Below are 15,597 nucleotides of genomic sequence, written 5' to 3'. Positions count from 1 at the left end.
ATGCTCAAGCGATTTCTACCCAATTGGTTAGCAGGGATTTTAGCTGGCTGTGTGTTACTAGTGAATACACTGGTGTGGGGAGTAATCGTATTCCTCTTAGGCTTAGTGAAGTTAGTGTTGCCTCTGCATGTAGTGACCGTCTTATTACATAGCGCCTACAATGGCTGGCGTGGTGGTAATCGTTTAGGGTTAAAGATCGGCTGTGAGAACTTTGATGTGTCGTTCAACGGTGAAGTGCAAAAAGGCGCTTGGTATTTACTGATATCTAATCACCTCAGCTGGCTTGATATCGTTGTTCTTAGTGCGGTGAATGAGCTACCCGCACCGAAGTTCTTCCTCAAAGATGAGTTAAAATATGTGCCACTCATTGGCAGCGGTGCATGGGCTATGGGTATGCCCTTTATGAAGCGTGCTAGCAAAGAGCAAATAGCCAAGAACCCAAAGCTCAAAGGTATGGACGTAGAGCGAACCAAACGCAGTTGCCATAACTTTAAACAGTATCCATCGTGTATCGTTAATTTTGTCGAGGGTTCACGTTTCACGGCCAGTAAACATCAACGCCAAGAGAGTCCATTTCGCCATTTGCTCAAGCCCAAGGCTGGCGGTATCGCCTTTGCACTGCAAGTGCTAGGGGAGCAATTTGACGGTCTCTTAGATGCAACGTTGCACTACCAATCACAGGGCAGCCATATCTGTCGCGACTTTTTAACTGGCCGACTTACTCATATTGAACTCTCCGTAGAGGTGCGAGAAATTGCGCCACAACTAGTGGGGGATTATCAGCAAGACAAAGCCTTTCGCGTTGAGTTTCAAAAACACCTCAATGTTATGTGGCATCAGAAAGATGCGTTGATTGCTCACAATCATGCACCTGTCACTGAGGTGTGTTCTGACGTTGCGAATTCAACAGGTGAACTATGAATGAGAGCCAGTTACAAACCCTAGTCGAGCCTTGGTTTGAGGGCATGGAGCAAGCCAGTTTATTCAGTGCGATTACCGCGACAGGTTTGGGGATGCTGGCGATTCTGTTGCTGTATTTTTTCCTGCGCAGCTTGATGTTGCCAGGTGTACAGTCGCTGGCCGCCAAGTTATCACCAGAGCGCATTACTATGCTGGCGCCGTTGCTACAAAAGCTGAATCGTCGCGTCGCCGGTATTATTTGCTGTGTGGTGTTTTTAGCCTTTTTCCAGAACGTTTTTCCAAGCACCGAGCTGGTGGGTGGCGTTGTACGGACCTTAGCGCAAATAGCGCTTATTGTGTATGGCGGCTTTATCGTCAGTAGTGTCGTCAGTGTTGGTGGTGCTATCTATAATCAGTTTGAGTTTGCCCGAGAAGTCCCGATTCAAGGCCTTATCCAGCTGGTAAAGCTGGTGACTTTTATAATCTGCGCCATCTTAATCTTCTCATTACTGCTGGAGAAGTCTCCCACCTATATTATCTCTGGTTTTGGTGCTATTGCAGCGGTCACTATGCTGGTGTTTAAAGACACGATTTTGGGCTTCGTTGCCAGTATTCAAATTGCCGCTAATCGCTTGGTTACCTACGGAGATTGGATTCAGGTTGATAACTACGGCGCTGACGGTGAAGTTATCGATCTTGGCCTGAACACCGTTAAAGTGCGTAATTGGGATAACACTATCACCACAATTCCAACTTATATGCTGGTGGCCGGCTCATTTAAGAATTGGCGCGGTATGCAAGAGTCTGGTGGTCGCCGGATAAAGCGCTCGCTGAATATTGATATGAACAGTATTCGCCTCGCCGACGAGGCATTGCAGCAACGTATCAGCGACAGCATTAATATTGATGATTATGTCAAAGCCAGTAACTTGCCGGAGCAGGTCACTAACCTCGGGTTATTTCGCCGCTATGCCGAAGGCTACTTGAAGCAGCATGAGCGCATCAACAATGAGCTGACCTTAATGGTGCGTGAGATGCAGCCACTAAACCACGGCCTGCCTATTGAATTTTACTGCTTCAGTGCCGATAAACGCTGGATCTCTTATGAGCACTTGCAGGCTGAGATTATGGATCATCTGCTCGCGATGCTGCCTGTGTTCGAATTACGCCCATATCAGAGTATTACTGGGCAAATGAGTAGCCCTAACTAATCGGCGGTTAGGGCTACTTTGCCAGCAGTAGCCCTAGCGCTGCAAAACTGGCGATTACCATAAGTATTGGCGGTTTATACTGGCGCAACACCCACAGCCCGATAATGGCAACAAGACCATACCACCATTGGCTTATGCCTGCGGGGATGATCGGGTTGTATAAAGCGGCAGCAATAAAGCCCACCACTGCAGCATTAATGGCTTTACTCACGCCAGCAACGAGTGGGTTGCTCAATAACGACTGCCAGTGGCGATGAAAGCCGATAACCAACAAAAAACCAGGCGTAAAAATGGCTAAGGTGGCTAAGGTAGCACCTAGCAAAGGCGCGTGCGGTGTCATGATAGCACCAAGGTACGTAGCAAAGGTAAACATCGGCCCAGGAATGGCCTGGGCGGCTGCATAGCCGGATAAAAATGCATCGCTGTCAACATCCGTCAGAATAGTGTCTAACAGCGGTAACACCACATGGCCGCCGCCAAATACCAAAGATCCCGCTTGATAGAACTGCCCAGCCAGTTGCCAATAGCCAGAAGCCGCGCTAAAGGTAAGTAAAAACAGCACTGAAAAGAGCAGTAAAGCCGGCCAGTTAAGTCGTGTAGGCGACTCGGACTCGGCGCACTCCATCGGTTTTAATAACCAAGCACCGGTTACGCCAGCTACGGCTAAAATGGCCAGTTGAGTGTAAAGGGAAGGAACAAAAATAAGTGCCAAGGCACTGAGCAATGCTAACGCTTTTGTTTGCCAGTTAGGGCAAAAGCTTTTAGTCATCGTTATCAGTGCATCAGTAACAATGACGACTGCGAAAAGTTTTAGGCCAATGATCAACCCAGACAGCCCCCAGCCTAATTGCTGCGCGCCAACAGCCAATAACACCATAATCAACATAGAGGGCAAGGTGAAGCCAACAAAAGCAACGATGCCACCAAGCACGCCCGCATGGTGTAAGCCAATTGCGAAGCCTACCTGCGAACTGCCGGGACCTGGTAATAGCTGGCTGAGCGAGATCAAGTGCCCGTACTGCTGCTGTGATAACCATTGCTTGTTTTCAACGAAGTGGCGTTGAAAGTAACCTAAATGTGCTGCTGGGCCACCAAAGCTAGTGCAGCCGAGGAGGAAAAACTGGTAAAATAACGATAAAAGTTTCATCGCTAAACTATACTTCGATTAGTTGTCATTAATATGACAGTACAGGCACAGCGGTGTTGGTTGCAAGGGGCACAGGTGGTAGTAAGAGCACGCGTCTTTTTTTTGCTGATAGTTACGTTGGTATATTCGCTTTGTGCCAGTGCTCGCACGGTTGTTAGTGTGGCCGTCGATCATGCGCCGCCGTATAGCAATACCGAATCGAGCGCACCTAAAGGGCTGATTATTGATATCCTGCGCCCGATAGCACAAGAGCTAAACTTCGATATCAACGTAATTGCATGCCCGTTTTCTCGCTGTGTTTACTTACTCACTCATAATGAAGTCGATATAATGGGCGGGCTAATACGTACCCCTGCTCGTGAACAACAACTGCAGTTTGTCACGCCAGCTTATATGGCATTGCACTCATCATTTAGCTTTTATTCACTAAAGACACCCAGCTTTAACATTGAGCACTACAACGACTTGTATGGGAAACGTATTGCGGTGATGCGCGGAGCGGCGCACTTTGCGCGCTTTGACAATGATGAAAAGCTGATAAAAGTACCAGTGACGTCAGAGCAAATCGCTTTAGATATGTTACTTAAAGACCGCGTAGACCTGTTTATTGGCGTCGAAGCGACGGCAGAACATGCCATGGGCGTACTGCAACGTCCGGCACATCAACTTATGAAGCACCCATATAGGTACCAAGACGCCATTTATGGTCATATGGCGTTTGCATCGCGTTTTGCTGGCAGCACACTGGCTGAGAAAATTAATCAGCAGTACCAGAAAATGCTTAACAGTGGCGAGTTAAGTGCGTTGGTCAAACCTTATGCGCTACCTCCAGTGATGCCTCAAAACGGAATTAATTAGCACGGTTTTAACCTCTAGTTCATTAATCTTTGCTAGTATCACCTGCATACTCAACTATTTAGGAATTCACAATGGTTAAACGTATGACTCGTTTTTCTACAGTGGCTACAGCAGTAGCGGTAACAGTGGTGTTGTCAGGTTGCCAAGCAACCAATACGCAAAAAGGTGCAGGTATCGGTGCCGGTATTGGCGCCGTACTAGGTAAAGCGACGGGCGATCATGACGACAAGCGTATTTTTATCGGTGCCGCCATTGGCGCCTTAGCGGGTGCTGCGGTAGGTGACTACATGGATAAGCAGGAGCAGGCTTTTCGAGATGAATTAGCGGGCTCGGGCGTGGAAGTGGTACGCGAGGGCGATAACATCCGTTTAGTGATGCCTTCAAATATTACCTTTGCCACCGATCAATCTTATATCTCTAGTGGTTTCCACCGTACTTTAGACGCAATTGCCAGTGTTATGAACAAGTACGAGAAAACCTACCTGAGCGTTCAAGGTCATACCGACAGCACCGGCGCCAGTGATTATAACCAACGTTTATCTGAGCAGCGTGCTCAGAGCGTTAAAAATTACTTGGTGAACAAGCAAATTTTAGCGGCGCGTGTGAGCACTCAAGGCTTTGGCGAAAGTCGCCCGGTTGCGGATAATTCCACGGCTAACGGTCGCGCCTTGAACCGTCGTGTAGAAATCCAAATCGTGCCTAACGTTAAGAACTAGATAACTGCGAAGGCTGATTAAATTGCAACTCGCATAGGCGCTGATACAGCGCCGATTGTTGCAATAATGTCGGGTGGTCACCAACGGCCACCACTTTACCTTGGTCCATGACCACGATGCGATCCGCATGCATCACCGTACTTAAACGATGGGCAATAATTAGCGTTGTGCGGGATTGCATGAGTCGGGTCAGCGCGGCTTGCACATGAAACTCACTTTCGGCGTCTAAAGCGCTGGTCGCTTCGTCTAAAAGTAAAATATTAGGGTCTTTTAAAATCGCACGAGCAATGGCAATGCGCTGTTTTTGCCCTCCCGATAGGCGCACCCCCCGCTCCCCCAAAAAGCTACTGTAGCCATCAGGTAAGTCGTTTATAAATTCATGTGCATAGGCTTGTTTCGCGGCAGCGATAACTTGGGCTTGTGTGGCGTCTTCGCGCGCATACGCGATATTGTGATAAACATCGGCGCTAAACAGCACTGGATGCTGGGCCACCATAGCCATTTCGTCACGAAGCGCGTGTAAAGACAAAGTGCTAAGTTCTTTGTTGTGCAACTTAATTTGGCCACTGCTCACGTCATAGAAACGCTGTAACAACTCAAACAAGGTGCTTTTGCCCGCCCCCGAAGGGCCGACAATTGCAATGGTCTCACCAGCGTTAATGGTTAGGTTAAATCCATCAAGGGCGGGTTTATCTGGTCGCGAGGGGTAGCAAAAACTCACCTCATTAAAAGCTAAAATGGCCGTTTCGCTTTGCTGGTTGTCAAAGCGGGCTGGAGTCGTCGGGTCGATTATATCGCTGCGTACTTGCAGCAGCTCTACTAGGCGCTTAGCGGCCCCCGCCGCGCGTTGCAGTTCGCCATATATTTCCGCCACTGTGCCTACCGACATCGCCACCACCACAGCATAAAAAACAAAGGCTGCCAGCTCACCGCCAGTCATAGCGCCATTGAGAACATCCACGCCGCCGCTGTAGAGCATAAAACTGATTCCTGAGAAGGTGATAAAAATCACGAGGGCTATCAGGATGGCGCGTTGAAGTATTCGTCGTTTGGCGACTGAGAAAGCTTTATCTACTTCACCGTTAAAAGCGTTTTGCTCCATCGCCTGGCGGTTAAAACTGTGCACAGTTTTGATGTTTTGCATGACCTCGCCAGCATAGGTGCTGATGTCAGCGATAGCATCTTGGGAGCTACTTGCTAAGTAGCGCACGCGGCGGCCGAATAACTTCATAGGTAAGAGCACCAGCGGTACACACAGCAGTACGATCAACGTCAGCTTCACATTAGTGATAAACAGCATAATGATGCCGCCGATAAGCATCAACGCACTGCGCAGCGCCATGGATAAAGACGAGCCGACGATGCTTTGCAGTAAGGTGGTATCGGTGGTTAGGCGCGACATAATTTCGCCGCTGCGATTCTCTTCAAAGTAACTTGGGTGCAGGGAGACGATACGCGCGAACACCGCCTTGCGAATATCGTTACTAACGCGCTCACCTAGCCACGACATCATGTAAAAGCGGCAGAAAATTCCCACCGCCATGATCGCGATTAGGGCAATAAGCACCATCACAGATTGTCGTAGCTGAGTAATTGAACCAGCAATAAAGCCGTCATCAATCACTTGCTTGAGCCCCTGTCCCAACGAAAGGTTAATACCTGCGGTTAGTAGTAGCGCTGCGAGGGCGGCGATAACCACCCACTTATAAGGCCACACAAATTTAAAAATAGGGCGGAGGTAGCGCAAAGCGCTTTTTTCGTTAGCGGCTGTGTTCATATGCGTACTTTGCTGCGGATTAAGTGCTCAGTGTATCAAACCTGTGCACTGGCGCCATGGTTGCTATGATACCAACGTTGCGTTGTTGGTGGTTTTTCTATACAACTAGAGTACAAGGACTAACCAACAGGAAGCTACCATGCAAGCAACAGGAACTTTTACCGTTAAATTAAACCCGCAACAAAGTTATGCCACTGGGGTAGACGGTACTGATTTAGGAAGAATGTCGATAGATAAAACCTTTAGTGGTGAGCTCCACGGTATTAGTCAAGGTGAAATGCTCAGTGCCCGCACGCCAGTGCAAGGCTCTGCTGGTTATGTTGCCTTGGAGCAGGTCACTGGGACACTGGGTGACAAAAAAGGCAGCTTCGTGCTCCAGCACTTCGGTACCATGAACCAAGGCAAAGATACATTGATCCTTGAGGTGGTGCCGGATTCAGGTAGCGGCGAATTGCGAGGCTTGAGCGGGAAAATGACCATCAATATGGACAATGGCGCTCACCATTACGTATTTGACTACCAGCTAGGTAGTACTAATGAGTAGTGAAACGATTTTACACAGTGCGCAATTTAACCCCAAAGTGAAACAATACTGGTTGGTCTTGTGGTTATTGGTTGCCTCTGTGACCTTGTTTGGTATTGTTTTTATCCCCGTTATTGCCATTGTTGTGTGGCTCGTATCAGGGCGTATGTTGGCGGCCATGTCGGCAACCTTGAGTGAAAAAAAGCTGTTTGTTAAACGCGGTATTTTGGTGCGCACTGAAAAAACCATTCCCCTTGATAAAATTACCGATGTGGGGTTAACGCAAGGGCCATTGATGCGAGTGTTTGGTATTCATCAATTGAGCTTTGAAACAGCGGGCCAGTCGGGTACCGGTGCGTTAGTGTCACTCATCGGAGTGGTGGATGCACAGCAGTTCCGTGAGGCCATTTTGGCGCAAAAAGAGCGTTTAGCTGAGCATCAACAAACACAATCAGACTCTCTATCACAACCTAGTGACCAAGCGCTGTTGGCACGCCTGGTCGAAGTTGTAGAACGGATTGATACGCGACTCAAGCATCTCGAGCAGCGTTCAGATTAACTTATCAGCTGACGACTACCGGCATTCACCGATAACTGCTTTGAACGTGTTGAAAGCACTTGGTAATTGCTGTCTTTTACCGTGTTGATGTAATGCCACTGCGCCTGTGCCTGCTCGGCGGTGAACGTCACCGTGAGATAACCCCGATCCACTAAGTTATTATAGGTAAGGTCGTCAATCAGCAAGGTGATGACCTGCTCTATTTGTGCTACTGCCTGCGGATCCTGAGTGTTCAGGGATAAATAACTTTCAAGTCCAGGGGAAGAAACCGAAGCGGTGGCAAATTCAACGCCAGCCGCTTGGTTAGCAGCAATGGGATTAGTGGCGTCGGTTCGCAATTGACCTGCCCAACCATTATGGGTATCGCCAGCAAGTACAACTAAATCCTTTTGCGCAGCTACGGCGCTGGCGAGCAACATCTCGCGCTCATAAGCGTAACCGTCCCAGGCATCAAGGTTGTAGGGTACTTTGGTTTCTACCCGGGCGCGCTCGTTGGCACTGACAGTGGGATCCCCAGCTAGTATGCGTGTTTTTATTTGCGCCAACTCAGCGAACAAAGCATTGGCTTGGGTGAGCAGGGCGCTTGTATCTTCGCCACTAGCCAAGGCTACTTGCAGGCTCCCGAGCAGCTGTAATACTTCCACCGGCATATGCATCTTCGTCATCAGGACCTGCTGTGCGAGTACTTGCCATTGGCAGTCAGAGGTCATAATGCCATCTTGTAGCCAAGTTAATTGCTCGCTACCTAAAAGAGCCCGTGATGAGGAGCTAATAGCACTGGCAAACTGCACTTGTCCTGGAGCGCTAGCAAGATCAAAATCAGCAAAGCTAAGTTGCTCATCGCGGCCCAGTACGCGGGTATCCAGCATGTACAAAGACACTAGGTTAGCAAAATCAAAACGACGATAAATACGCTCTTTGTCGGCCACATTACGTATGGGCATCCACTCGAAGTAAGCTTGTAAGGCATAAAGCTTACGTTGAGTGAAATCCCCTTCGTCCTCATTATGATTTTGGGCACCATCACGCCAGGTATCATTGGTTATTTCATGGTCGTCCCACACCACAATAAACGGACAATGGCTGTGCGCTGCTTGTAGGTCGGTATCTGTGCGGTAGTGTGCATAACGTTTACGGTAATCTTCAAGCGATAACATTTCTGTGCTGTTATCTTGCGGTAGTAGGCGCCCAAGGGCCGCTGCATCGGCAGTGGCATAACCGTCATTACCGTACTCATAGAGGTAATCGCCAAGGTGTAATACCGCGTCTAAGTCGGGTTGTTTGGCAACCTCGCCATATACATGAAAATAGCCAGCAGGGTAGTTTGCGCATGAAAGCACGGCGAACTTAACTTGCTCGATATTGCCTGTTGGCAGCGTTTTCCCCTTACCCGTAGGAGAGGTTTTGCCATATGCCTTAAAGCGGTAGTAGTACTGAGTGTTAGCATCGAGGCCTTGTAAGTCCACTTTCAGTGTAAAGTCACTGTCGGCACTTACCTGCGCCTCGCCATCATGGCTGATGTTGATAAACTCGGGATCGGTTGCCGCCTGCCATTGCACTTTGAGGCTGCTAACTGGCTGTTGCGGTGTTACTCGAGTCCAAATAATGAGGGCATCGCTGAGTGGGTCGCCGCTGGCGACACCGTGATCAAAGCTCACATCGACGCTATCGTCATCGTCACTATCGAATACACAGCCACTGAGGCCGAGCGATAAAACGGCAGCACCAAACCCGGCTGCCGATGCCTTTAAAAAACTTCTCCGTGTTAACGTCATTACTCTGTACCCATTAACCTAAAAATACAGAGCATATCGGAGTCATGTTACTGTTAGGTTAAAACACCTGACAAATATGATCGGCCTTACAGGTTATGACGGTGACATTTTTGTAGCCAACGCGAGTGAGCTGCTCGGCACTTAGTGTCGCCCGCGCACTGCTGGCACAGTGTAAGTAGATAGGGCGGTTGGCGTCTTTTTCAATTTCCATCAGCTTCATTTCCAGTAGCCCCCGAGGAATATTAATAGCGCCAGTGGCGGCTTTGGTTGCATGCTCGGCGGGTTCGCGTACATCAATCAATAAGCCATGATTATCATTTAGCTCCGCTTTCGCTTGCTCGGCGCTAATGCGGCGTTGATTAGGGGTGATGGTTTTCAGTAAATCTGGGATAGGGGTCAGCATATTATTCCTCCATGCCTAGCTTTTTTAATATATACATCATAGGACACCAACCGCTAAATGCTGATTGGATAAGATTAAGGGCAATAAATACAGTAAAAAATAGCCAGTTAGAGTCGACGAAATGCGCCAGCAGTAAGGATATCAGGACCATAACGCCAGCAATCAGTCGCAGCGCAGCAGATATATTCATAGCAATACACCTTGTTAGAGATGAGAGACTACATTAAGTATATTAGTAAAATCTAAATTAGCAACAATTAATATTAGACAAGGCTAATATTCCTTTCTATACTTCTGCCATTCTCAGTTCACAACAAGAGCGACATGTGGATTTCAGTAAAATAGCCGACAGCGCTGAGCAGGCACAAAGCCTGTTGAAGATTCTGGCAAATAAAAACCGTCTAATGATCCTATGCAGTTTGCAGCAGGGTGAACTCAGCGTATCCCAGCTCAATGATGCAGTGCCGTTAAGTCAGTCGGCATTATCACAGCACCTCGCTGTATTGCGTAACGAAAACATGGTGACCACGCGGCGTGAGAGTCAGACCATTTACTACCAGTTGTGTGATGATAACGCTAAGGCCATTTTGCAGACTTTATACATGCTATTTTGTCAGGAGTAGGCTGTGAACGCCTTGGATAAAACAGTAAAAGCGAGTTTGAACGGCCCTTTTGCGTTGGTGGTTTTCATTGTGGCCTTGGTGCTTGGCGCCTTGGCCTTAAGCTATACCCCGCGTGAGGAAGAGCCACAGATCACCGTGCCTATGCTTGATATCACGGTGGCCGTGCCCGGAATTGAAGCGCCACAAGTCGAACGGCTGGTGACCATCAAACTAGAGAAGCTGCTGGCGCAAATTCCAGGGGTTGAACACATCTATTCCACCACGGCTAATGAGCAACTAGTGACCACACTGCGCTTCGAGGTGGGTCACTCCCGCGAGCAAGCTTTGATAGACACTTATGCAAAATTATATGCCTATCAAGACACTATGCCTCAGGTGGTTAAGCAGTGGCAGATTAAGCCCATATCGGTCGATGATGTGGCCATTGTGATGTTGGGCTTATACAGCGAGGCACCGCAGCTCTATAACGATTATGACCTCACCCGCATGGCCCAGGAGCTAGCCACCAATTTACAGCGCTTGGCGGATACGAGCGAGGTAAAGGTGGTCGCTGGACGTAAACGCAGTGCCTATATTTATCTCGATATCAGCGCGCTCAATGCCCATCAAACCACGGTACAAGATGTTCTCTATGCGCTGGAAGTATCAAATCAGCTGCATGAAGTGGGTCGAGTCAACGATGCTCAAGGTCCATGGCGGGTGCATGTTCAAGCCGGTGATGCCTTACGCGACCAAGCGCAGCTCAGTGAGTTAGTGGTTAATGTTGTCAATGGTCAGGCAGTGCGTTTAGATAGCGTCGCCGAGATCACCGTCGGCCCCAGTGAGCCGAGTCATTACCAGTGGTTACAACACGGCGATCACCAGCAGCTGCCCTTAGTGACCTTAAGCGTGGCAAAGCAAGGGGGTAGTAATGCGGTGGCGGTTGCCGATGCGGTGCATCGTGAAATGGCGCGGTTGCAACAACAGCTGTTGCCGCCTGAAGTCAAAGTGGTGACGCTACGCGATTATGGCCAAACAGCGAATGACAAAGTCAATAACCTCGGTGCCAGCCTGGGTTTTGCCATTATTACCGTGGTGCTCTTTATTGGCGTGTTTCTAGGGTGGCGTCCAGCGATCGTGATCGCCTTGGCCTTGCCTATTTGCTATGGCCTCACCCTTACCTTAGATTGGGCATTTGGTTACACCATTAACCGTGTCACCTTGTTCGCGCTCATTTTAGCCTTGGGGCTATTAGTCGATGACCCAATCACCGGCATAGACAATATCAGTCGTTACCTTAATCGCTCTGGTGATCGAAAAGATAACATCGTCGCTGCCATCAGCGAAATCCGCACGCCGCTATTGATGTCAACATTGACCATTATGGTGGCCTTCTTTCCACTTGCCTTTATTACCGGAATGATGGGTCCCTATATGGCGCCCATGGCGTTTAACGTGCCAATCAGTGTCGCGCTATCGACACTGGTGGCATTTTTCGTAACGCCATGGCTAGCTATGCGTATCCTCAAGCCAGAGCAAGGTCTAGCGCTCAGGGAGCCAAGCAAAGCGATGCAGAAATACACGCAATTGCTGGGTTATATCCTTAGCCAACCACGCAGAGCCAAATGGGTGCTGTATACGGTTTTAGCGTTATTTGTATTCAGTGCCAGCTTACCAGTGATGCGTGCCGTACCGCTGAAGTTACTGCCCTATGATAATAAAAGTGAGGTCCAGGTGCTCATTGACATGCCCGAAGGGACGGCATTGGAGCATACAGCGGCGGTAACCCGTCAGGTTCAGCATAAGGTGTGGCAGCTTAATGAGGTCAAGGCCATTGCCGCGTACGTCGGCCAGCCTTCGAGTATGGACTTTAATGGTATGGTGCGAGGTTATTACCGCCGCGTTAGCGAGCATCAGGGGGAGTTACGGGTATTACTACACGATAAATCGCAACGCCAGCATCAGTCCCATGCCGTGGTGTTACGGCTGCGTGATAAGCTGGCCGAATTTAATCAAGATGAGATCACTATTAAAGTGATTGAGGTGCCGCCCGGACCTCCGGTGCTGAGCACTTTGGTCGCCGAGGTCTATGCCAAACCGTTTATTGATGCGCAACAGCATCGTGAGGCCGCACGCCAAGTGATGGCGCGGCTGCGCCAAGAGCCCCATGTTGTTGAAGTTGACAGCTCCATGGCCGCCGCGCAAACACAGCTGCGCTTTGTTACCAACACTAGCAAAGCGGCACTGTCGGCGGTAGCCAGCGCCGATATCGCTACGGCGTTGAGGGTGGCATTAAAAGGTCAGCAGGTCGGTCAACTTTATGTCGATGATGAAATCAACCCGCTGCCTATCGAGGTGACGCTGCCATATCGCCACCGTACGCAAACACATGTTGGCGCCTTGCAGGTGAAAGGTCAGCGCAATATTAGCCAACGCAGTTCGGAGCTTGGTTTATCTAGCGCTCCTCAGCCTATGGTGGCGCTGTCCGAGTTGGGCGAGTTTAACTCATTAGCGCGACCCCAGCCCATTGTGCGCAAAGACTTACAACGGGTTATCTATGTCATGGCTGAGCTCAATGGCCGTACCCCGGCGGAAGTGATTGCCGATGTCAGTGCCGATAAGGGCGTGGCAGAATTGCAAAGCACCCCTTGGCAGCAGCGTACTTTTGTTAATTCGGGTGGTACTCAAGCATGGCACCTTAGCGAGGGGATTGATGTATCTTTTAGCGGCGAAGGGGAGTGGCGCATCACCATTGACGTGTTTCGCGATATGGGCATTGCCTTTGCCTTTGCGTTGGTGGCCATTTTAGTGTTGTTGCGGGTGCAAACAAAATCCATGAGCTTGGCATTAATTATTATGTCGGCCATTCCGCTTACCATTATTGGGATTATGCCCGGCTTTTGGTTACTGAATCAATTGGGTGAGCGCGCTATTGCCGGCGCGCCGGAGCCGGTGTTATTTACCGCCACGGCGATGATTGGAATGATTGCCCTGGCCGGTATCGTCATACGTAATTCACTGATCCTCGTGGAGTTTATTGAACAATCACGACGCCAAGGTGAAGCCATTAAAACGGCGCTTATTAACGCTGTGCAGGTACGTATGCGACCAGTGCTGTTAACCGCTGGGACCACCCTGCTGGGCAATATAATGATCATTTTTGATCCCGTCTTTAGCGGTCTCGCAATCGCGATTATTTTCGGCATTCTCGCCTCAACCCTATTCACTTTGCTGGTCGTGCCTTTGGTGTATTACCTGGTCTTTGCAAAAGAGGAAGCAAACAATGCGAACTAAGTTAACAGCGGCGCTCGTCATAGCTATTTTAGCCGCCGTAATAGTGTGGTTTTCTGGAGTGCTTACTCAGCATATTGCGCCAGGAGTTAAAACCGATGAACAATCATACCGAGGCGCCACCCATCAGGTTGAGCTTAGTGCCATAAATGTTGCAGAAGTGGTGCCAGGGCAGGTTATTGCCAAGCAAAATACCCAAGTTTCAGCACGGGTATTAGCACAGATTGAGCGCTTTTTAGTGCGTGCAGGCGACACCGTAAAGCAAGGGCAAGTGGTGATTGAGCTTGATAAAAAGGCGCTACAAAGCCAAGTGCAGCAAGCCAAAGCGCAAGTAAATGCATTGCAAGCGTCATTGACGCAGGCCAGTAAACAGCTTCGCCGTGCTAACGAGCTATTTGCACAAGGATTGATTTCGCAAAACGATATTGATGTAGCTACCGCCAACCATGACAACCTCAAAGCCAGTGTTGAGCAGGCCCAACAAGCGTTGCAACAAGCGCAGATTGCCTTACAGTACGCCACCATTACTGCACCTATTGCTGGGCGCGTGGTCGAGCGTTTCGCTGAGCCGGGTGATACCGCCAGCCCAGGGCAGGCGCTACTGGCCATTTACAACCCGCAGCAACTACAGCTTGAGTTTGCGGTACGTGAAGGCCAGGCATTAACCTTGGATATTGGCACACAGCGACGAGTTTCAATCGCCGCGTTAGCGCTACAGGCAGACGTGCCGTTGGTGGAGGTGGTCCCCGCCGCAGACAGTGGTTCGCGCTCACTGTTGATGCGCTTTGCGGCGCCACAAAGTGCGAAGCTGCTGCCAGGCTTGTATGCGCAGCTGGAGCTGCCAGCGTCTTCACGCCAAGGAGTGCTGGTGGCCCGCGAGTGGGTGCACCAACATGGTCAGCTGGACATGGTCATGGTGGTAAAGCAAGGACAATTGCAGCGCCGTTATGTTCGTTTGGGACAAATTGTGGATGATCAGGTTGAGGTGCTTTCAGGGCTGAGCCCCGGTGAGATAATAGCCACCGAAGCGCAGCCCGCAGCGCTATAAAAATGTTGCTATCTCAGTCAGCGATTTTTTCTGTAAAGCGTGGTTAGGCACCGTGGCATCGTCACTTGGGTAGCCAACCACGGTAAGCATATAGGGACGTTCATTGTCCTTGTTACGGCCGCAAATTTCGCTCAGGAAGCTCATCGGCTTGGGAGTGTGCGTGAGGGTGGCTAGCCCGGCGCGATGTAAGCCTTGAATTAAAAAGCCTGTAGCGAGCCCAACAGACTCGTGAACATAATAATTGGGTTGCTGCTCATCGGTGTGTAAACCGCCTTTTTTCTGGCTAAATACCGCGATTAACCAAGGCGCATGTTGTAAATATGGCTTTTGCGCATCGGTGCCCAAAGGTTTGAGTGCATCTAGCCACTGCTGCCCAGCGCGGCCCTCATAAAACGAGCGCTCTAATTGCTCTGCTTGCTCGCGAATTTGCTTTTTTACGGCTTCGGAATTGATAGCGACAAAGTGCCAGGGTTGGTGGTTAGCTCCACTCGGCGCTGTGCCTGCCGCCTGAATACAGGTTTCGATAATGCGCTTATCAACCGCACGGCCGCTAAAACTACGAATACTATGGCGACGTTTGGCGGTGTCTAAAAACTCCTGCGCACGCGTCAGCATTTGCGCGGCAGGGTACTCAATAAAGTCGGTTAACGGGGTATGTTGGTGGGGCTGCATAGTGTACTCGCTCAATGGTGGTGGTGAATTTAGCCTAGGTCCGAATGGTATTTCTGTCTACATCATATTTACTTACATATTAACGTCGCGTTCATCTTTGTACCCGCTTTCCCCT

15 protein-coding genes are annotated in these 15,597 nt (G+C 49.7%); 9 read left to right on the top strand and 6 right to left on the bottom strand.

Annotation, left to right across the window (positions count from 1 at the left end; translation table 11 throughout):
* Entirely contained in the window at positions 1-921 is a 921-nt protein-coding gene (locus W04_RS16795) for an acyltransferase (protein WP_053911679.1), read from the top strand.
* On the top strand, positions 918-2,111 hold the full coding sequence (locus W04_RS16790; protein ID WP_045980275.1) for a mechanosensitive ion channel family protein: 1,194 nt from the start codon (positions 918-920) through the stop codon (positions 2,109-2,111). Before W04_RS16795 ends, W04_RS16790 begins: the two co-directional genes overlap by 4 nt.
* Before the next feature lie 13 nt (positions 2,112-2,124).
* Here the strand turns inward: W04_RS16790 and chrA are convergent, their stop codons facing one another.
* Positions 2,125-3,258, bottom strand: coding sequence for a chromate efflux transporter (gene chrA / locus W04_RS16785; protein WP_053911678.1), 1,134 nt, complete (start codon positions 3,256-3,258; stop codon positions 2,125-2,127).
* Positions 3,259-3,291: 33 nt separating this feature from the next.
* On the opposite strand from chrA, the gene W04_RS16780 reads away from it, so the two are divergent.
* Positions 3,292-4,116 (top strand): ABC transporter substrate-binding protein, encoded by an 825-nt coding sequence (locus W04_RS16780; protein WP_082342272.1) that lies wholly within the window; start codon positions 3,292-3,294, stop codon positions 4,114-4,116.
* Positions 4,117-4,187: 71 nt separating this feature from the next.
* Complete coding sequence (locus W04_RS16775; protein ID WP_371741515.1) at positions 4,188-4,832, top strand: OmpA family protein; 645 nt, start codon at positions 4,188-4,190, stop codon at positions 4,830-4,832.
* Here W04_RS16775 and W04_RS16770 read toward each other — a convergent pair.
* Positions 4,822-6,609: an ABC transporter transmembrane domain-containing protein gene (locus W04_RS16770; RefSeq protein WP_053911677.1), complete on the bottom strand. Its 1,788-nt coding sequence runs from the start codon at positions 6,607-6,609 to the stop codon at positions 4,822-4,824. The two genes, W04_RS16775 and W04_RS16770, sit on opposite strands and share 11 nt — an antisense overlap.
* A gap of 139 nt (positions 6,610-6,748) precedes the next feature.
* Here W04_RS16770 and W04_RS16765 point away from each other — a divergent pair, with 139 nt between their 5' ends.
* Together W04_RS16765 and W04_RS16760 are read left to right on the top strand one after the other, a co-directional pair.
* Positions 6,749-7,153: a DUF3224 domain-containing protein gene (locus W04_RS16765; RefSeq protein WP_053911676.1), complete on the top strand. Its 405-nt coding sequence runs from the start codon at positions 6,749-6,751 to the stop codon at positions 7,151-7,153.
* Positions 7,146-7,691 carry a PH domain-containing protein gene (locus tag W04_RS16760; RefSeq protein WP_053911675.1) on the top strand — a complete coding sequence of 182 codons (546 nt, stop codon included), beginning with the start codon at positions 7,146-7,148 and terminating at the stop codon, positions 7,689-7,691. Before W04_RS16765 ends, W04_RS16760 begins: the two co-directional genes overlap by 8 nt.
* Here the strand turns inward: W04_RS16760 and W04_RS16755 are convergent.
* Genes W04_RS16755 through W04_RS16745 form a run of 3 tightly spaced genes read right to left on the bottom strand, consistent with a single transcriptional unit; the run spans position 7,688 to position 10,059 of the window.
* Positions 7,688-9,466 carry an alkaline phosphatase gene (locus W04_RS16755; protein WP_053911674.1) on the bottom strand — a complete coding sequence of 593 codons (1,779 nt, stop codon included), beginning with the start codon at positions 9,464-9,466 and terminating at the stop codon, positions 7,688-7,690. The genes W04_RS16760 and W04_RS16755 overlap by 4 nt on opposite strands.
* Before the next feature lie 58 nt (positions 9,467-9,524).
* Positions 9,525-9,869 (bottom strand): rhodanese-like domain-containing protein, encoded by a 345-nt coding sequence (locus W04_RS16750; RefSeq protein WP_053911673.1) that lies wholly within the window; start codon positions 9,867-9,869, stop codon positions 9,525-9,527.
* A gap of 1 nt (position 9,870) precedes the next feature.
* Positions 9,871-10,059 (bottom strand): DUF2892 domain-containing protein, encoded by a 189-nt coding sequence (locus tag W04_RS16745; protein ID WP_022943930.1) that lies wholly within the window; start codon positions 10,057-10,059, stop codon positions 9,871-9,873.
* Between the two features lie 136 nt (positions 10,060-10,195).
* Here W04_RS16745 and W04_RS16740 point away from each other — a divergent pair, with 136 nt between their 5' ends.
* The 3 genes from W04_RS16740 to W04_RS16730 are packed head-to-tail and all read left to right on the top strand — an operon-like array spanning position 10,196 to position 14,810.
* On the top strand, positions 10,196-10,492 hold the full coding sequence (locus W04_RS16740) for a helix-turn-helix transcriptional regulator (protein ID WP_053911672.1): 297 nt from the start codon (positions 10,196-10,198) through the stop codon (positions 10,490-10,492).
* A 3-nt stretch (positions 10,493-10,495) separates the two neighbouring features.
* Entirely contained in the window at positions 10,496-13,765 is a 3,270-nt protein-coding gene (locus W04_RS16735; RefSeq protein ID WP_053911671.1) for an efflux RND transporter permease subunit, read from the top strand.
* Positions 13,755-14,810 (top strand): efflux RND transporter periplasmic adaptor subunit, encoded by a 1,056-nt coding sequence (locus tag W04_RS16730; RefSeq protein ID WP_053911670.1) that lies wholly within the window; start codon positions 13,755-13,757, stop codon positions 14,808-14,810. Before W04_RS16735 ends, W04_RS16730 begins: the two co-directional genes overlap by 11 nt.
* On the opposite strand, the gene W04_RS16725 is transcribed toward W04_RS16730, so the two are convergent.
* Entirely contained in the window at positions 14,805-15,482 is a 678-nt protein-coding gene (locus W04_RS16725) for a nitroreductase family protein (RefSeq protein ID WP_053911669.1), read from the bottom strand. The genes W04_RS16730 and W04_RS16725 overlap by 6 nt on opposite strands.
* Between the last annotated feature and the right edge of the window lie 115 nt (positions 15,483-15,597).

The organism is Pseudoalteromonas sp. SW0106-04, assembly GCF_001293805.1.
Lineage (GTDB): Bacteria > Pseudomonadota > Gammaproteobacteria > Enterobacterales > Alteromonadaceae > Pseudoalteromonas > Pseudoalteromonas ruthenica.
This window is presented reverse-complemented; position numbering and strand designations above follow the sequence as displayed.